The 17,953-nt window shown below is 61.5% G+C and carries 17 protein-coding genes; 6 read left to right on the top strand and 11 right to left on the bottom strand.

Annotation, left to right across the window (positions count from 1 at the left end):
- Nucleotides 1-56 precede the first annotated feature (56 nt).
- Nucleotides 57-1,196 carry a methyltransferase gene (locus CRX69_RS23750; RefSeq protein ID WP_107322962.1) on the top strand — a complete coding sequence of 380 codons (1,140 nt, stop codon included), beginning with the start codon at nucleotides 57-59 and terminating at the stop codon, nucleotides 1,194-1,196.
- A 20-nt stretch (nucleotides 1,197-1,216) separates the two neighbouring features.
- Here CRX69_RS23750 and CRX69_RS23755 read toward each other — a convergent pair whose 3' ends face one another.
- Genes CRX69_RS23755 through CRX69_RS23765 form a run of 3 tightly spaced genes read right to left on the bottom strand, consistent with a single transcriptional unit; the run spans nucleotide 1,217 to nucleotide 3,853 of the window.
- Nucleotides 1,217-1,381, bottom strand: coding sequence for a DUF2474 domain-containing protein (locus tag CRX69_RS23755; RefSeq protein WP_076386412.1), 165 nt, complete (start codon nucleotides 1,379-1,381; stop codon nucleotides 1,217-1,219).
- A gap of 21 nt (nucleotides 1,382-1,402) precedes the next feature.
- Nucleotides 1,403-2,410, bottom strand: coding sequence for a cytochrome d ubiquinol oxidase subunit II (gene cydB, locus CRX69_RS23760; protein WP_047229576.1), 1,008 nt, complete (start codon nucleotides 2,408-2,410; stop codon nucleotides 1,403-1,405).
- A gap of 3 nt (nucleotides 2,411-2,413) precedes the next feature.
- Nucleotides 2,414-3,853 carry a cytochrome ubiquinol oxidase subunit I gene (locus CRX69_RS23765; protein ID WP_047229575.1) on the bottom strand — a complete coding sequence of 480 codons (1,440 nt, stop codon included), beginning with the start codon at nucleotides 3,851-3,853 and terminating at the stop codon, nucleotides 2,414-2,416.
- Nucleotides 3,854-4,358: 505 nt separating this feature from the next.
- Here CRX69_RS23765 and CRX69_RS23770 point away from each other — a divergent pair.
- Nucleotides 4,359-5,597: an MFS transporter gene (locus tag CRX69_RS23770; RefSeq protein ID WP_107322963.1), complete on the top strand. Its 1,239-nt coding sequence runs from the start codon at nucleotides 4,359-4,361 to the stop codon at nucleotides 5,595-5,597.
- Here the strand turns inward: CRX69_RS23770 and CRX69_RS23775 are convergent.
- The 5 genes from CRX69_RS23775 to CRX69_RS23795 form a co-directional block, all read right to left on the bottom strand.
- The gene (locus CRX69_RS23775) at nucleotides 5,594-7,795 is read right to left on the bottom strand and encodes a xanthine dehydrogenase family protein molybdopterin-binding subunit (protein WP_107322964.1); all 2,202 of its coding nucleotides are present in this window, start codon (nucleotides 7,793-7,795) and stop codon (nucleotides 5,594-5,596) included. The genes CRX69_RS23770 and CRX69_RS23775 overlap by 4 nt on opposite strands.
- On the bottom strand, nucleotides 7,795-8,784 hold the full coding sequence (locus tag CRX69_RS23780; RefSeq protein WP_047229572.1) for an FAD binding domain-containing protein: 990 nt from the start codon (nucleotides 8,782-8,784) through the stop codon (nucleotides 7,795-7,797). The genes CRX69_RS23775 and CRX69_RS23780 overlap by 1 nt, the downstream gene beginning before the upstream one ends.
- A complete protein-coding gene (locus tag CRX69_RS23785) occupies nucleotides 8,781-9,302 on the bottom strand; it encodes a (2Fe-2S)-binding protein (protein ID WP_047229571.1) in 522 nt (173 codons plus the stop codon). The genes CRX69_RS23780 and CRX69_RS23785 overlap by 4 nt, the downstream gene beginning before the upstream one ends.
- A 322-nt stretch (nucleotides 9,303-9,624) precedes the next feature.
- Nucleotides 9,625-10,191 carry a DJ-1 family glyoxalase III gene (locus CRX69_RS23790; protein WP_107322965.1) on the bottom strand — a complete coding sequence of 189 codons (567 nt, stop codon included), beginning with the start codon at nucleotides 10,189-10,191 and terminating at the stop codon, nucleotides 9,625-9,627.
- Nucleotides 10,192-10,266: 75 nt separating this feature from the next.
- The gene (locus CRX69_RS23795) at nucleotides 10,267-10,722 is read right to left on the bottom strand and encodes a DUF4879 domain-containing protein (protein WP_076386416.1); all 456 of its coding nucleotides are present in this window, start codon (nucleotides 10,720-10,722) and stop codon (nucleotides 10,267-10,269) included.
- Nucleotides 10,723-10,925: 203 nt separating this feature from the next.
- On the opposite strand from CRX69_RS23795, the gene CRX69_RS23800 reads away from it, so the two are divergent.
- From CRX69_RS23800 to CRX69_RS23820, 4 genes are all read left to right on the top strand, one after another.
- On the top strand, nucleotides 10,926-12,221 hold the full coding sequence (locus CRX69_RS23800; RefSeq protein WP_047229568.1) for an NCS2 family permease: 1,296 nt from the start codon (nucleotides 10,926-10,928) through the stop codon (nucleotides 12,219-12,221).
- Nucleotides 12,218-13,297 (top strand): tRNA (uridine(54)-C5)-methyltransferase TrmA, encoded by a 1,080-nt coding sequence (trmA, locus tag CRX69_RS23805; protein ID WP_107322966.1) that lies wholly within the window; start codon nucleotides 12,218-12,220, stop codon nucleotides 13,295-13,297. The genes CRX69_RS23800 and trmA overlap by 4 nt, the downstream gene beginning before the upstream one ends.
- A gap of 295 nt (nucleotides 13,298-13,592) precedes the next feature.
- Nucleotides 13,593-14,033, top strand: coding sequence for a type II 3-dehydroquinate dehydratase (gene aroQ, locus CRX69_RS23815; protein WP_014340320.1), 441 nt, complete (start codon nucleotides 13,593-13,595; stop codon nucleotides 14,031-14,033).
- A gap of 5 nt (nucleotides 14,034-14,038) precedes the next feature.
- A complete protein-coding gene (locus CRX69_RS23820; RefSeq protein WP_409936834.1) occupies nucleotides 14,039-14,890 on the top strand; it encodes a shikimate dehydrogenase in 852 nt (283 codons plus the stop codon).
- Between the two features lie 110 nt (nucleotides 14,891-15,000).
- Here the strand turns inward: CRX69_RS23820 and CRX69_RS23825 are convergent, their stop codons facing one another.
- The 3 genes from CRX69_RS23825 to CRX69_RS27620 form a co-directional block, all read right to left on the bottom strand.
- A complete protein-coding gene (locus CRX69_RS23825; protein ID WP_047229564.1) occupies nucleotides 15,001-15,678 on the bottom strand; it encodes a TetR/AcrR family transcriptional regulator in 678 nt (225 codons plus the stop codon).
- Between the two features lie 104 nt (nucleotides 15,679-15,782).
- Nucleotides 15,783-17,684: a 3-dehydroshikimate dehydratase QuiC gene (gene quiC, locus CRX69_RS23830; RefSeq protein WP_107322968.1), complete on the bottom strand. Its 1,902-nt coding sequence runs from the start codon at nucleotides 17,682-17,684 to the stop codon at nucleotides 15,783-15,785.
- Between the two features lie 128 nt (nucleotides 17,685-17,812).
- On the bottom strand, nucleotides 17,813-17,953 hold the full coding sequence (locus CRX69_RS27620) for a hypothetical protein (RefSeq protein ID WP_157952141.1): 141 nt from the start codon (nucleotides 17,951-17,953) through the stop codon (nucleotides 17,813-17,815).

Consider the following 17,953-nt stretch of genomic DNA (forward strand, 5'->3'; position numbering starts at 1 on the left):
GCTGAGACACCTGCCCCGGGGCAGCGGGACATTCGTTGATCTCCAGAGTCCCAGCCATGCCCTTGCTCGACAGTCCCTTCGCCCAACTTGACCTGATCCGCCAACCCGAACAGCAGAACGAACCGCTGCAAGCCTTTGACGCAGCCGACGAATACCTGCTCGCGTATCTGGCCGAGCAACAGCCGCTCGCCGATACCCGGGTCCTGGTCCTCAATGACAGCTTTGGTGCCCTGGCGGCGAGCCTTGCCGGCAAGGTTGAAGTCATCAGCAGCAGCGACTCGTACCTGGCCTTGCAGGCGCTGGAGAAAAACCTGGTGCGCAACGGCCTGCCCTTTGATGCAGTGCCGACGTTGCCGGCCAGTGAACCGTTGACCGGACCTTTCAACCGCGTCCTGATCAAAGTGCCGAAAACCCTGGCCCTGCTGGAAGAACAGTTGATTCGCCTGCAAGGCCAATTGGCCCCCGGCGCCCAGGTGATTGCTGCTGCGATGGTCAAGCATCTGCCACGGGCCGCCGGTGACCTGCTGGAACGCTACGTTGGCCCGGTGCAGGCCTCGCTGGCAGTGAAAAAAGCTCGCTTGTTGATCGCCACGCCAGAAGCGCTCCAGCCAGAAACCCGAGTGCCGACCGCATCCCCCTACCCCACGCGCTATTGGTTGGAAGAGCCAAAGATCGAATTGCTCAACCACGCCAACGTGTTCTGTCGCGAAGGCCTGGACATCGGCACCCGGGCATTTCTGCCGCATCTGCCAAAGAACCTGGGCACCGCCCGCGTCGCGGACCTGGGGTGCGGCAACGGTGTACTGGCAATCGCCAGCGCCCTGCAGAATCCCGAGGCCCACTACACCCTGGTGGATGAATCGTACATGGCCGTGCAGTCGGCCGCCGAGAACTGGCGCGCCGCCCTGGGCGAGCGTGAGGTGACCATACGAGCTGGGGACGGTCTGGCCGGGCAAGAGGCGCAGTCATTGGATGTAGTGCTGTGTAATCCGCCTTTCCACCAACAGCAGGTGGTGGGCGACTTCCTCGCCTGGCGGATGTTTCAGCAGGCGCGCGAAGCACTGGTGGTCGGCGGCGCGCTGTACATCGTCGGCAATCGGCACCTGGGCTACCACAGCAAACTGGCGCGGTTGTTCCGGGGGGTCGAACAAGTGGCCGCAACCCCGAAATTCGTCATCCTCAAGGCCCGCAAATAATTTGACCCTGCCCGGGAGCGTCAGTGGGTGGTCAGCCCTGCGGCGTTCATGAACATCCGCATCAGGCTGGCGACGATAAACAGGGCCAGCACACTGCCGGCCCAGATCAGCGCCAGCCAGCCAAGTCGCTGCCAGAGCGGCTTCTTTTCAGCCGCTTCGATGTCTTTCAAATCAGGCTTGGCCATTTTCAATGCCTCGCTGGTCAATCAATGGTAGCCGTCGTCATGGGTCACCTTGCCTCGGAACACGTAGTAGCTCCAGAAGGTGTACACCAGAATCAAAGGAATGATGAACAGCGTCCCGACCAGCATGAACCCCTGGCTCTGTGGCGGTGATGCCGCGTCCCAGATGGAGATGGATGGCGGCACGATGTTCGGCCACAAGCTGATGCCCAGACCGCTGTAACCGAGGAAGATCAGCGCCAGCGTCAGAATGAACGGCGTGTAGTTGGCGTTGCGGGCAACGGCGCGAAACAACCCGTACATGGTCACCAGCACCAGGATCGGCACCGGCAGGAACCAGAACAGATTCGGCAGGGTAAACCAGCGCGCCGCGATATCGGCGTGAGCCAGCGGAGTCCAGATACTGACGATACCGATCACCGCCAGCACCCCGAACGCCAGCGGCCTGGCCAGGTTATGCATCTGCTCCTGCAACTTGCCTTCGGTTTTCATGATCAGCCAAGTGCAGCCGAGCAAGGCGTAGGCGACGATCAAGGCCAGGCCACAGAAGACGGTGAACGGTGTGAACCAGTCCAGGGAGCCGCCGGCGAACTGGCGATCGACCACTTCGAATCCATCAATGAACGCCCCCAACGCCACCCCCTGGAAGAAGGTGGCCGTCAGGGAACCGCCGATGAACGCCTTGTCCCACAGATGGCGCTTGTGAGCCTTGGCCTTGAAGCGAAACTCAAAGGCCACGCCGCGGAAAATCAGCCCGATGAGCATCAGGATCAGCGGCAGGTACAGCGCCGAAAGCACCACCGAATAAGCCAGCGGAAACGCCCCGAACAGGCCCGCGCCACCCAGCACCAGCCAGGTTTCGTTACCGTCCCAGACCGGCGCTACGGTGTTCATCATCACGTCACGATCACGCTCGGCCTTGATGAAGGGGAAAAGAATGCCGATCCCCAGGTCAAAGCCATCCATGATCACGTACATCATGATGCCGAAGATGATGACCACGGCCCAGATCAGCGGAAGATCAATACCCATGACTCAATTCCCCTTGTGCGAGCTGTCGTTATGGTCCACTTCGTCGTCGCCATCATCGGCGGCCGACAATGGACGGGCCGGGGTACGTTTCTGACCCGGGCCACCGTCGGCCGGCTCATCTTCATGGGCTTCCGGCCCTTTGCGCACCAGGCGCATCATGTAGCTCAGCCCCGCACCGAACAGCGCGAAATACACCACGACGAACAGCACAAGCGTGATGCTCATCTGCGCAAAGCTGTGGCCGGAGGAAGCATCGGCCGTGCGCATCAGGCCGTAGACCACCCAGGGCTGGCGACCGATTTCGGTGGTGAACCAGCCAGCAAGGATCGCGATCAGGCCGGACGGCCCCATCCACAAGACCATGTGAAGGAACGGTCGGGATTGGTAGAGCCGGTCGTTGCGGCGCAACCAGAGACTGCACAGACCGGTGAAAATCATCAGCAGCCCCAGGCCCACCATGATCCGGAACGACCAGAACACAATGGTCGAATTCGGTCGGTCTTCAGGCGGGAACTCCTTGAGGGCCGGCACCTGTTTGTCCAGGCTGTGGGTCAGGATCAGGCTGCCCAGGTAGGGGATTTCCACGGCGAACCGGGTCTTTTCCGCCTGCATGTCCGGCCAGCCAAACAGGATCAGCGGGGTAGGCTCATTGCCGACATTTTCCCAGTGACCTTCGATGGCCGCGATCTTGGCCGGTTGATGCTTGAGGGTGTTGAGGCCATGGAAGTCGCCAATGACGGCCTGGATCGGCGCCACCAGCAACGCCATCCACATCGCCATCGAGAGCATGCGGCGAATGGCCGGGGTATCCCGACCGCGCAACAAGTGCCAGGCCGCCGACGAACCGACGAAAAACGCCGTGGCGACAAACGCTGCCGTGGACATGTGCAACAGGCGATAGGGGAACGAGGGGTTGAACACCACCGCCAGCCAGTCCACCGGGATGACCCGGCCATCGATGATTTCGTAGCCCTGGGGAGTCTGCATCCAGCTGTTGGAGGACAGGATCCAGAACGTCGAAATCAGCGTGCCGATCGCTACCATGACTGTGGAAAAGAAATGCAGACCACGCCCGACGCGGTTCCAACCGAACAGCATCACCCCCAGGAACCCGGCTTCGAGGAAGAACGCCGTGAGCACCTCGTAAGTCAGCAGCGGCCCGGTGACCGCACCGGCAAAGTCAGAGAAACGGCTCCAGTTGGTGCCGAACTGATAGGCCATGACCAAACCGGATACCACACCCATGCCGAAGTTGACGGCAAAGATCTTCGACCAGAAGTGGTACAGGTCGCGGTAGGTGTCGTCGCGGGTCTTGAGCCACAAGCCCTCGAGTACCGCCAGGTAACTCGCCAGGCCGATGGTGATGGCCGGGAACAGGATATGGAACGAGATGGTGAACGCGAACTGGATTCGGGCGAGATCGAGCGCCTCCAAACCGAACATAAGTCTTCCTCTGTCAGGTAAAACCGGCTGCGGGCGGGGCTTGCATCGCAACCTCCAGGGATATGGAGTGCGATGCTTTTCAAATCGTTCTTTTTTTAAACCGTCACAACGCAGGAACGTGGCCGGATGGCCGCCAGCCCAAGCCCCCGAAGGGTATTGACCTGGATCAAGCAATGCTCAAAGAGTAGTCGCATTATGGCCGCCGGACGGCGTGGTCTTTTGTCGCGTGACAGGTTGTCTCAGTGCTGCAATCCTGCTCTAAGCCAAGATTTCTTGAATCTTGAGGAGTGCACTGTTGTGGCGAGGGGATTTATCCCCGCTCGAGTGCGCAGCGCTCGCAAAAGCTTGGGGCCGCTTCGCCCCCCAGCGGGGATAAATCCCCTCGCCACAAAAAAAGCGTGCCATGTGAAAAGTAGATGCTTGGCTAACTATTTTTCCAGCAACCGCAACCTCCAGTTACAACTCGGTGATAATCTCGATGCCCTCATCACCGGACCCGTCATAGATGCCCAACCAAGCGCCATTGCTGCTCCGCCACCACCGCCCCTTCATCGCCTTCTGGCTGGCCCGGATTTTCACCGCCAGTGGCTTCCAGATGCTCACCGTGGCCATCGGCTGGAACCTCTATCAACTGACCGGCAACGTATTGGACCTGGGTCTTGTAGGGTTGGTGGAGTTTGCTCCGCGTGTGCTGTTCATGCTGCACACCGGGCATGTGGCCGACCGCTATGATCGCCGCAAGGTCGCGGCGATCTGCCAGTCGTTGCAGGCGATGATTGCCCTGGCGCTGGTCATCGGCAGCGCCACCGATAACGTCACGCGGGAGATGATCTTCATCCTCGCCTTCCTGCTGGGCGCCGCCCGCTCCTTTGAGATGCCGACCACCCAAGCGCTGCTGCCGAGCATCGTGCCGGCCGCGCTGTTTCCCCGCGCCGTGGCCGCCGCGCAGTCGGCCCAGCAGTCCGCGACCATCGTCGCCCCGGCACTGGGCGGTCTGCTCTATGCCTTCGGCAGCGTCTGGGTCTATGGGCCGACCGTGTTGCTCTACGTCATCGCCTGCTGCCTGATGCTCAACCTGCCCGCCCGCCAGACGCCGCTGAACAAAGGCAAGGCAACCATGGATTCGTTGCTGGCCGGGATTCGCTTCATCCGCAGCCGCCCGGACATTCTCGGGGCGATTTCCCTGGACCTGTTCGCGGTACTGCTGGGCGGCGCGACCGCGCTGTTGCCGGTGTTCGCCAAGGATATTCTGCTTACCGGTCCCTGGGGCCTGGGCCTGCTGCGCTCGGCTCCGGCGGTGGGGGCCTTGCTGATGTCGCTATGGCTGGCGCGGTTTGCCGTGGAGCGCAAGGTCGGTCGGGTGATGTTCACCGCCGTGGGCGTGTTCGGCGTCGCCACCATTGCCTTCGGCCTCTCCACTTCGTTCTGGTTTTCCCTGGCGGTGCTGGTGGTGCTAGGCGCGGCGGACATGATCAGCATGGTGATCCGCGCCTCCTTCGTGCAGTTGGAAACGCCAGACGAAATGCGCGGCCGGGTCAGCGCCGTGAACGGACTGTTCATCGGTGCCTCGAACCAGTTGGGCGAGTTCGAGTCCGGCCTGACCGCCCACTGGTTCGGCACCGTGCCGGCGGTGGTCATGGGCGGTGTCGGCACACTGCTGGTGACCGGGGTCTGGATCAAACTGTTCCCGACCCTGGCCAACCGTGACCGGATGCACGAACCGGTGGACGCTGCGAAAACCTAAAGCAATTTATCCAGCGTGATGGGAAAGTCCCGGACACGTTTGCCGGTGGCGTGATAAATCGCATTGGCCACGGCCGCCGCCACACCAACGATGCCAATCTCACCGACGCCCTTGGAGCCGAGGGCATTGACGATCTCGTCGTGCTCGTCGACAAAAACCACGTCAATGTCCCCGATGTCGGCGTTCACCGGCACATGGTATTCCGCCAGGCTGTGATTCATGTGCCGGCCCAACGCATGGTCAGTCAAGGTTTCTTCGTGCAAGGCCATGCCGACGCCCCAGACCACGCCGCCGAGGATCTGGCTGCGCGCGGTTTTCGGGTTGATCACCCGTCCGGCGGCGATGGCGCTGACCACCCGATTGACCTTCACCGTGCCCAAGTCCTCATCCACCAGCACTTCGACAAACACCGCCGAATGCGTGGCCGTAGCGTAGGCTTGGCGTTTTTCCTCCGGCTCGGCAGTAACCTGAACCTGCAAGGGCGTCTCGCCGCTTTTTTGCGCCAACTCTGCCAACGAGACACAGGCCTCGCCCAACCGTAGCTGACCGTCGGCAAACGTCACTTGCTCAAGGGTCGCGCCAGCAAAGGCCGGACAGCTCTGCCGCGCCACAGCCAGGAGTTTTTCCTTCAGGGCTTCACAGGCCTGCTGCACAGCGGTGCCCACCGACGAGACGGTGAACGAGCCGCCCTGCAGCGGCGCAGTCGGCAGCGACGAATCACCGAGGATAAAGGTGACGTTTTCCAGGGAAACGCCTGACGCTTGGGCGGCGATCTGGGTCATGACTGTGTAGGTGCCAGTACCGATGTCAGTGGTGGCACTGCTGACGGTCAACTGACCGTTGGCATCCAGCGAGGCCCGAGCGCTGGCCTTCTGCTGCATGGCCTCCCACACACCGCCCGCCATGCCCCAACCGACCAACTGCCGACCTTCACGCATGCTGCGCGGTTCCGGGTTGCGCTTGTCCCAGCCGAAACGACGGGCACCTTGGGCATAGCACTCACGCAACTCCTTGCTGGAATATGGCTTGTCTTCGTTCTCGTTACGCTCGGCATAGTTGAGCAACCGCAGTTGAACCGGATCGATCGCCAGGGCACAGGCCAGTTCATCCATGGCGCACTCCAGGCCGATCAGTCCCAGGGCAGCGCCGGGAGCGCGCATGTCCAGCGGCGTATAGACGTCCAACGGCACCAGTTTGTAGGTCAATTCAACGTTGTCGCAGTGATAGAGCATGCCGCTCCACTCCACCACATGCTCGGTGAAATCTTCAAAGCGCGAGGTCTGGCCGATGGCGGTATGCGCCACCGCCAACAGTCGCCCGTTGGCCGCGGCCCCCAGTTGCAGGCGCTGAAAGGTCCGTGGTCGATAGCCAAAGGTAAACATCTGCTGGCGCGTCAGACTGACCCGCACCGAGCGTTTGAGCGTCAGCGCTGCCATCACCGCCAGGGGCAGTTGGTACTGTGGCCGCAGCCCGGAACCGAAGGCGCCGCCCACATAGGCGGCAAACACTCGCACCTGCTCTTTCTCAAGCCCGAAGACCTTTTGCACATAGGCCTGGCAGTTTTGCGTGCCTTGGGTCTTGTCGTGGATGTGCAGGCTGCCGTCAGGCTGATACAGCACGGTGGAGGCATGAGGCTCCATCGGGTTGTGGTGTTCGATCGGTGTGCTGTAGGACACGTCCACACTGAGGGCCGAACTGGCGTACTCGCCCTGAAAATTCCCACGGGGCTTGGGCAATTCTGCCGGCGCCGGATGGGCTTCGTTTTGCAGGATTGCCAGATCGGTCTGATGGTCCCGGGCTTCATATTCGATTTCAATAAGCGAACCGGCGTAGCGGGCCAGCTCGAGGTTTTCAGCGACCACCAAGGCCAACGGCTGGCCGCTGTAGAGTACCTGATCGTTGTACAGCGGTCGGAACGGCGAACCCTCTGCCGCATCGGCGTCCTCGTAAGGCTCGTCGTAGCTGGCGATCCTGGGGCGGTTGGTGTGGTCGATCACCGTGACCACCCCGGGCAACGCCAACGCTCGGGTGGCATCGATGCGCAGCACGCGGCCACGGGCGATGCTGCTGGAGACGACGCTGCCGTGCAGCAAACCGTCCTCGGGGTATTCGCCGGCATATCGGGCCTGGCCGGTGACCTTGAGCAGGCCATCGACCCGGTCAAGTGGTTGCCCTATGGATTTGCTCGAAGCATTCATCAGGCTTGTCCTCCCACCAGTGCGGCATCGCTCAAGGCGCGGACCACTGCCCGGCGCGCCAGTCTGACCTTGAAGCCGTTATGTTCCAGCGGCTCGGCGTTTTGCAACAGCGCGTCAGCGGCAGCAGTGAAGGTTTCGCGGCTGACGGTCTGGCCGGTCAGCCAGCTCTCCACGGCCCGGTCGCGCCAGGGTTTGTGGGCCACGCCGCCGAGGGCCAGGCGCGCCTGGCGGATCACCGGCCCGTCCAGCTCGAGCGCCGCCGCTACCGAAACCAGCGCAAAGGCGTAGGAAGCCCGGTCCCGAATTTTCAAGTAATGGCTGTGTTCAGCGAAACCGGCGGCAGGCAACTCAATGGCGGTGATCAGTTCATCATCGGCCAGTTGGTTGTCCCGTTCCGGGGCATCGCCGGGCAGACGGTGAAAGTCAGCGAACTCGATGGTCCGTGCCCCGCCCCGACCGATAACATGCACCACGGCCTCCAAGGCAGCCAGTGCCACGCACATGTCGGAAGGGTGCGTGGCGACACATTGATCACTGGCGCCGAATATCGCGTGCATACGGTTCAAGCCGTCCCGAGCCGGACAGCCGCTGCCTGGCCGTCGCTTGTTGCACGGCACGTTGGCGTCATAGAAGTAATAACAGCGGGTGCGTTGCAGGAGGTTACCGCCGGTGCTGGCCATGTTGCGCAACTGCGGCGAGGCGCCCGCCAGGATTGCCTGGGAAAGCAGCGGATAGCGGCGCTGGATCCAGGGATGCCAAGCCAGATCGGCATTGCTCACCAACGCGCCGATCATCACCCCACCGGAAGGGGTTTCGCTGAGGTCCGCCAGGGGCAGCCCGGTAATGTCGATCAGGTGCTCGGGGCGGGTGAGGTTTTCTTTCATCAGGTCCAGCAGGTTGGTGCCACCGGCAATGAAGCGTGAAACCGGGCTCGACAAGTCGACGGCGGCCTGCACGGTGTCGGGCTTGCTGTATTGGAAAGGGTTCATTGATCACCTCCCTGCTGACAGAGCGGCAATGCCTCTTCGATAGCGTCACGAATGTTGTTGTAGGCGCCGCACCGGCAGAGATTGCCGCTCATCAGTTCGCTGATCTGCGCCCCAGTCTGTGCCCGGCCTTCATTGGCCAATCCCACCGCGGAACAGATCTGCCCAGGCGTGCAGTAACCGCACTGGAAGGCGTCGTGCTTGATGAAAGCCTGCTGCATGGGATGCAACTGATCACCGTTGGCCAACCCCTCGATGGTGGTCAGCTCAGCGCCGTCGCACATCACCGCCAGGGTCAGGCAGGCGTTGATCCGCTTGCCATCGCGCAGCACCGTACAGGCACCACATTGACCGTGGTCGCAACCTTTCTTGCTGCCCACCAGATCCAGTTGCTCACGCAGCAGGTCCAGCAGCGTGGTCCAGGGCAGCACGTGCAGTTCGCGCGCCTGACCATTGAGCGTCAAGCGGATCGGATGGCGGACGAAGGACGCCGGTGTCGCTTCGGACAGGGTCGCGCTCATAAACACCTCACGGTTGGTCGTACACTCGCGGCGTTTTCGCAAACCGCCGTCATAAGGGGTACGACTTCGGGGTGGGGTGAGCGTTCAAGGCAAGTTAGCGACGTTGGAAGCCAGCGCCTTCAGTGGGTCGGCTTGCATTGATGTTGAATGTACTGACGCCATCGCGAGCAGGCTCGCTCCCACATTGGTTCTCGGGTGTTCATAGATGCTGCCTCCACCACAAATCCCTGTGGGAGCGAGCCAGCTCGCGATAGCGGTGGGTTAGCTTGCATTGATGTTGAGGAGCAAGCTTTCTCGCCACAGGCCGGTGGCTTGAAGAGTGTCAGGCCAGCAACTCCGCCGCCACCACGCCCCTCATGCCCTTGCCACAGAGCTGTTCCACCAGCGTCAAGGCAAACGCCAGCGCGGCAGCCGAGCCTTGGGCGGTGATGCAGTTGCCGTCCACCACCACCGGCTGATCGACAAAATTGCAACCGGACAGTTGCTGGCTCACGGCGGGCAGGCAGGTCATGCGGCGCTGGCGCAGTACGCCGAACGCCTGCAAGGCAAGGGCCGGGGCTTCGGCGATGGCGGCGAAGAAACGTCCAGTGGCGGCCTGGTCCTTGATCAGTTGTCGCAGTGGCTGATGGGCCGCCAGGTGTTGGGCGCCGATGATGCCGCCGGGCAGGACGATCAGATCAAAGTCCTGTGCCAACAAGTCCACCAGCATACCGTCGGCGGTCAGGCGCGTGCCGCGGGCACAGGTGAGCATCCGCCGCCCTTCGATACTTGCCACCACCACTTCGACCTGAGCTCGACGCAGCACGTCGATCAGCGTAACGGTCTGCAAGTCGTCGACACCCTCGGCGACGGCTATCAGGGCTCGGGGGATCTTGGTTCCAGGCATCATCGGTGTTCTCCGCTGGGTGGTTTATGAAGCCTAGTCAGGTTTGCCGGGCCGCGTGCGGCTTGTCAGGCTGGAAGGTCATTTGATGTACAGCTGGGTCGACATCCGGTTGCCTGGTGCGTTGATCGACTGGTTGCTGAAGCTGAAGGTGCCTTCCTGCTTGCCCTTCAGATCGAAGACATACAAATAGCCAACCGTTTTGCTCCGCACGGAACAATCATTCAGGTTGCCATTGCTGAACGCACAGACCGGCGAGCGGGTGCCATCGACTTCAAAACCGTCCAGCGTGACGTGAGGCTGACGGCCATACCCCACCTCCAGCACATAGACCTTGATACTCGGGCCGCTGTGATTGCAACGGGTCTGCTCTTGCCCTTGGGCGATGTCCTCGAAACCGCAGGCGGGCGACTCGACCTTGAGCACCTTGACCTCGCTCAGGGGCGGCGCCGAAGCGGCATTGACGGCCTGCCCGGGTAACCCCAGGCCCAGCGCACACCCCCATGCGACCAATAGGTGTTTTTTCATACGATGCATAAAGACCTCCCGGACCGCGCGCAGTATGGCCGACTTGGCGCTTGGGCAAAACATCGACGACGATCGCAGCCACAGCGCCACGCTGCTGGTATGATGCGCGGCTTTTTCCGACCCACAGAAAATTCCCGAGCGCCCCTGGCGGTCTGTGCTTTGCTGTTGAGGTCGATACATTCACGGCGCCCGGCGCGCCACGGGGAGCAGACATGCTGGAAAGGCTGTTTCAACTCAAGGCACACAACACCAACGTGCGGACCGAGATTCTGGCGGGCGTCACCACCTTCCTGGCCATGGCCTACATTCTGTTCGTCAACCCGAGCATCCTCGGCGAAACCGGCATGGACAAAGGTGCGTTGTTCGTCGCCACCTGCCTGGCGGCGGCCATCGGCTCCACCACCATGGGCCTGATCGCCAACTACCCGATCGCCCTCGCGCCGGGCATGGGCCTGAATGCGTTTTTCACCTACACCGTGGTCCTGCACATGGGCCATACCTGGCAGGTGGCGCTGGGTGCGGTGTTCATTTCCGCCGTGTTGTTCTTCCTGCTGTCGATCTTTCGTATCCGCGAGTGGATCATCAACAGCATCCCGCTGCCCCTGCGCTCGGCCATCGCCGCCGGTATCGGCCTGTTCCTGGCGCTGATCGCCCTGAATAACGCCGGCATCGTGGTGAAAAACCCGGCAACCATGGTCGGCCTCGGTGATTTGAAACAACCCGCGCCGATCCTCGCTACCCTCGGCTTCGTCCTGATCGTCGCCCTCGAAGCGCTGAAAGTGCGCGGTGCAGTGCTCATCGGCATCCTGGCGGTCACCGTCGTTTCGATCCTGATGGGCTTCACCCCGTTCGGCGGCGTGATGTCGATGCCGCCATCCCTGGCCCCGACCTTCCTGCAACTGGACATCAAGGGCGCCCTGGACATCGGTCTGGTGAGCGTGATTTTCGCCTTCCTGTTCGTCGACCTGTTCGACAATTCCGGAACCCTGATCGGCGTCGCCAAGCGCGCCGGACTGATGGGCAAGGACGGCCACATGCCGAAGATGGGGCGGGCACTGATCGCCGACAGCACCGCCGCCATGGCCGGTTCGCTGCTGGGCACCTCCACCACCACCAGCTACATCGAGTCGGCGGCGGGCGTCAGCGCCGGCGGCCGCACCGGCCTGACCGCCATCGTCGTGGCGATCCTGTTTCTGCTGGCGCTGTTCTTCTCGCCACTGGCCTCCAGTGTCCCGGCCTTCGCCACCGCACCGGCGCTGTTGTTCGTCGCCGTGCTGATGACCTCAGGCCTGGCGGAAATCGACTGGGACGACATCACCGTGGCCGCTCCCGTGGTGATTACCGCGCTGGCGATGCCGTTCACCTATTCCATCGCCAACGGCATTGCCTTCGGCTTCATCGCCTGGACCGCCATCAAACTGGTGTCTGGCCGTGGCCGTGAGCTGAACCCGGCGCTGGTCATCCTGTCGATTCTGTTCGTGATCAAGTTGGGTTGGTTCAACGCATGACTTTTGATTCCCAGGCCTACGCCACTCAGCTCCAGGACAAGGTCAGCCGCTTGCGTGACCTGCTGGCCCCGTTCGATGCGCCGGAGCCAGCGGTGTTCGATTCACCGCTGGAGCACTTCCGCCTGCGGGCCGAATTCCGCCTGTGGCGCGAGGCCGGCGAACGGCATTACGCGATGTTCTCCCAGGACGACAAGCGCACGCCGATCCTCATCGAGCAGTTTCCCATCGCCAGCCTGCGCATCAACCAGTTGATGCCGCAACTCAAGGCGGCCTGGCAAGCCAGCGCGCCGCTGAGTCACAAGCTGTTCCAGGTGGAGTTCCTGACCACCCTGGCCGGCGATGCGATGATCACCCTGTGTTACCACCGCCCGCTGGATGAGCACTGGCACGCAGCGGCCACGAAACTGGCGAGCGACCTCGGTGTGAGCATCATCGGTCGCTCCAAAGGCAAACGGGAAGTGATCGGCCATGATTACGTGGTGGAGAAACTCGACGTCGGTGGCCGCACTTTCAGCTATCGCCAACCTGAAGGCGCCTTCACCCAGCCCAACGGCACCGTGAACCAGAAGATGCTCAACTGGGCCTACGAGGCCTTGGGCGATCGCAGCGACGATCTGCTGGAGTTGTACTGCGGCAACGGCAACTTCACCCTGCCTTTGGCCACCCGCGTGCGCAAAGTGCTGGCGACCGAAATCAGCAAGACGTCGGTGAACGCCGCGCTGAGCAACCTCAGCGAAAACGCTGTGGATAACGGGACTCTGGTGCGCCTGTCCGCTGAAGAACTGACCGAAGCCTTGAACGAAGTCCGCCCGTTCCGTCGCTTGCACGGCATCGACCTCAAGAGCTACGCATTCGGCAGTGTCTTCGTCGACCCGCCCCGCGCCGGCATGGACCCGGACACCTGCGAACTGACCCGGCGTTTCGAGAACATCCTCTACATCTCGTGCAACCCGGAAACCCTCGCCGCCAACATCGCGCAACTGCACGACACCCACCGCATCATGCGCTGCGCGATGTTCGATCAATTCCCCTGGACCCATCACATGGAATCCGGGGTGTTGTTGACGCGGCGCTAAACGCTGCGGGGCTGGACAGGGCAAAGCTATGTGGGAGCAAGGCTTGCCCGCGATACAGGCAATGCGGTCGTTCAGAATTTGAGCCGCCTGTATCGCGGGCAAGCCTTGCTCCCACAGATAAATCCCCTCGCCACCATTGCCCTCCCTCACCTCCCGACCAAGATCATGTTCGATCATCGAACACTTATTGCCCGATGCCATCGGCTTTGTTTGACCAAATTAACCATCTAGTACAATTTATCTCCACCGGCTGAAATCCGCCGACATCAACAATAAAAATTGTGGAGAAATTGCGATGCCTCCGATCGTTCTGGTGCTCAACGGCCCGAACCTGAACCTGCTCGGCACCCGCGAGCCGGCGACTTATGGCCACGAAACCCTGGCGGACATCTCCGCACTGTGCGGCCGCGCCGCTGAAGAATTCGGCCTGGCGGTGGAGTTTCGCCAGACCAATCAGGAAGGCGAATTGCTCGACTGGGTGCATGGCGCCCGCGGTCGGTGTGCCGGCATCGTCATCAACCCGGCAGCCTGGACCCACACCTCGGTAGCGATCCGTGATGCGCTGGTCGCCAGCGAAGTCCCGGTGATCGAGGTGCACCTGTCCAACGTTCACGCCCGCGAAACGTTCCGTCATCACTCCTTTGTTTCATCGGTCGCCATCGGTGTGATGTGCGGGTTTGGCAGCCATGGTTATCGCCTGGCGCTGGAGCATTTCAGTCAGCGGTTGAAGGGTTGATGAGCATGTCGAATATCACCGTGCTTGCCGGCCTGATTGGTGCGGGCATCCAGGCGTCGCGCACCCCTGCGCTCCATGAGCGCGAGGGCGATGCCCAGGGCATGCGTTACCTCTATCGACTGATCGACCTGGACGCCCTGGAACTCGACAGCGGCGCCCTGCCCGATTTGCTCAAGGCCGCCGAGCGCATGAACTTCACCGGCCTGAACATCACCTTTCCCTGCAAACAGGCGATCATCCCGTTGCTCGACGAGCTGTCGCCCGAGGCCAGGGGCATTGGCGCGGTGAATACCGTGGTGTTCAAGGAGGGCAAACGCATCGGCCACAACACCGACTGCCTGGGGTTCGCAGAAGGGTTTCGCCGCGGCCTGGGTGAAGTGGCTCGCAAGCACGTGGTCCAGATGGGTGCCGGCGGCGCAGGCGCGGCGGTGGCCCACGCGCTGTTGGCAGAAGGCATACAGACGCTGAGCATTTTTGATGTTGAAGTCAGCCGTGCCGAAGCACTGGCAAACAACCTGAATCAACACTTCGGTCCTGGCCGCGCCCGGGCCGGACATGATTTGCCTACGGCGATGGCCGAGGCGGACGGCCTGGTGAATACCACGCCCATGGGCATGGCGAAACTGCCGGGCATGCCGGTGCCGGTGGAGCTGCTGCGGGGCCAATTGTGGGTCGCGGAAATTGTCTACTTCCCCCTGGAAACCGAACTGCTGCGCAACGCCCGCGCTCTGGGTTGCCGCACGCTGGATGGCGGCAACATGGCCGTGTTCCAGGCGGTGAAGGCGTTCGAGCTGTTCAGCGGCGTAGCGCCGGATGCGCAGCGGATGCTGGAGCATTTCCAGAGCATGAATCACTGAAACCACCCTTGTGGGAGCGAGCCTGCTCGCGATAGCGGTGAATCAGTCAGTGTTGATGTGACTGACATACCGCTATCGCGAGCAGGCTCGCTCCCACAAAGGTTTCAAGGTCAGGCCTGCAGATACCGCAACACCGACTCACAAATCATCTGGCGATGACGCTGCTTGATCGCTTCGTCCGGCAAATCGATCTGAAAAATCTCACCGAATGTGTGGCGGTTGGACACGCGGTAAAAGCAGAACGAACTGATCAGCAGATGCACATCCAGCGGTTCCAGGCCGGCGCGGAACACCCCCTCTTCGGCACCTCGGCGCAGGATCACGCCCAAGGAATCAAGGATGGTATTGGTCATTGCCTTGATGGCGCCCGATTGCTTGACGTACTCGGCGTTGTGAATGTTTTCGATGCAGACGATGCGCACGAAATCCACATTGCGGTCATGGTGGTCGAAGGTGAATTCCACCAGGCGCCGGATCGCATCGACCGGGGCCAGTTCCGCCAAGTGCAGGCGGCTCTCAGTGTTGCGGATATCGCCGTAGAGTTTTTCCAGCACCTCGACGTACAACTGCTCCTTGCTGCCGAAGTAGTAGTAGATCATGCGCTTGGAGGTGTGGATGCGCTCAGCAATGGCGTCGACCCGAGCGCCGGACAGGCCCTGCTGGACGAACTCGACGATGGCTTCCTGAAGAATGTTTTCCCGGGTTTTCTCCGGGTTGTTCTTGCGACTCTTGCGCGGCTCGACGACAGGTTCGTCGAGGTCTGCGGAAAGCTCTGAATTCGTAGTCATTGCGGGGCTCACGGCCATCACTGCACAGGTTGGCGATTATGGGCCGCACCGCGCAGTCAAGCCAAGCCACGGGGTTGCCCTTTACCGCCGCGTTTACGATTTGCCTACAACTTGGCGTGCCGCAAGCCACCGCTGCGGGACTTGGCCATGGCTGCCAGCCTTACCGCGACATTGGCGGCGCCGTAGCCGGCATAACCGTTCTTGCGCTGGATGATTTCAAAGAAGAAGCGCCCTTCGAACGGCTCGGTGTAGACGTGAAACAATTCACCGCCCTGGGCATCTCGGTCGTACAACACGTTGAAATAAGCCAGCTCGCTGAGAAACTCATCATCGAAATCGAAACGCGCCGCGAGGTCATCGTAATAGTTGAGCGGAATGTCCAGCAGCGGCACGCCGGCCTCTTTGGCGCGGCTGACCTGGGCAAAGATGTCATCGCAGTCGAAGGCGATGTGGTGCACGCCGGAGCCGCGATAACTGGACAGCGCATGGGAGATCGCGGTGTTACGGTTCTCGGAAATATTGAGCGGTAAGCGGATCGAACTGCAACGGCTACGCAGGGCGCGACTCTTTACCAGGCCATACGGATCGGGCAGCACCACTTCGTCGTCGGCTTCGAAATCCAGCAGGCTCTTGTAGAACAGCACCCAGCTGTCGAGGCTATCGGCCGGCAGCGCCATCGCCATGTGGTCGATGCGCTTGAGTCCGGCACCGATGACAGCGCCCGGTTGCAGGTTGAAATCGGTGCCGTAGACGTCGGCGTCCTGATCCACCAGGTAAATCAGGCTGCCGTCCGGTGCACGCACCGCCGCCAACTCCAACTCGTTGGGCCCCACCAGGCCGCGATAAGGCTGGCCCTTGTAGGCCACGGCCCGCTCCAGGGCGCTGGCGCTGTTTTTGACCCGCACGGCGGTGGCGCACAGCGATGGCCCGTGAGCTTCGAAAAAGCTGTGGGCAAACGAATAGGGTTCGCAATTGAGGATCAGGTTGATGTCGCCCTGGCGCAGCAGGCTCACGTTCTTGGAGCGATGCTGGCCGGCCTTGACGAACCCCAACCGTTCCAGCCAATGGGACAGCTTCGCGCCAAGACTGTCGTCCACGGCAAACTCAAGGAATTCGATACCGTTGTATTCGCTGGCCGGTGGTGTGGCGAACAGGATGTCAGCATGGCTTGCCGGTTCGGCCTCTTCGGCCAGCCGCTGGCGGGTCTTCTCCTCCAGGTACAGCAACGAACGCAGGCCGTCGGCGGCATTGGCCCGTGGTGGCGCGGCGCGGAAACCGTCGTTGAAAATCTCCAGCGACAATGGCCCGGTGTAGCCACTCTTGATGATCGGTGCCAGGAAGCCCGGCAGATCGAACTCGCCCTGGCCCGGGAAGCAACGGAAATGCCGGCTCCATTCCAGGACATCCATCGCCAGGATCGGCGCATCGGCCATTTGCACGAAGAAAATCTTGTCACCGGGGATCTGGGCAATCGCACTCGGATCGCCCTTGAGGGACAAGGTATGGAAGCTGTCGAGCAACACCCCCAGATTGGGGTGGTCGGCCTGACGCACGATGTTCCAGACCTGTTGATAAGTATTGACGTGCCGGCCCCAGGCCAGCGCCTCGTAACCGATGCGCAAGCCTCGCGCCCCGGCTCGTTCGGCCAGCAATCGCAGGTCATCCACCAAAATCTGCTCATCACCCAGGCTGTCGGCCGAGGCATTACTGCACACCAGCACCAGGTCGGTGCCCAGCTCCTGCATCAGGTCGAACTTGCGCTCGGCCCGCTCCAGATTGCGCGCAAGGCGTTCGCGACGGCAACCTTCAAAATCCCGAAACGGTTGGAAAAGCGTGATGGCGATGCCCAGGTCGGCGCACATCTGCCTGATTTCCCGAGGGCTGCCATCGTGATAGAGAAGGTCGTTCTCGAAGATCTCCACGCCGTCGAAACCGGCGGCGGCAATGGCTTCAAGTTTCTCCGGCAGGGTACCGCTCAAGGACACGGTGGCAATGGAACGCTGCATGACTTCGGCTCCCGGGACAGGCATCGGCTACACACAGGTGTGCCGCTTTTGAAAGAGTGAGCCGATTATTGAGCTGGAGGTTTGTTTCAGCAATTTAATATGTACCATCCGGTTAGTTTTTTGGGCGATTATCGAACACAATGCCCGATCAGCGAATTGACGGTTTTTTGCTCACTGCGCACCATCGGCCCCTCATTGAGGCCGCCCTGATCGTCGGCACCTTTGAACAGACCCAGACCACACCATAAGAATTTCAAAAACGGGTACAC

This window comes from Pseudomonas rhizophila (genome assembly GCF_003033885.1).
Lineage (GTDB): Bacteria > Pseudomonadota > Gammaproteobacteria > Pseudomonadales > Pseudomonadaceae > Aquipseudomonas > Aquipseudomonas rhizophila.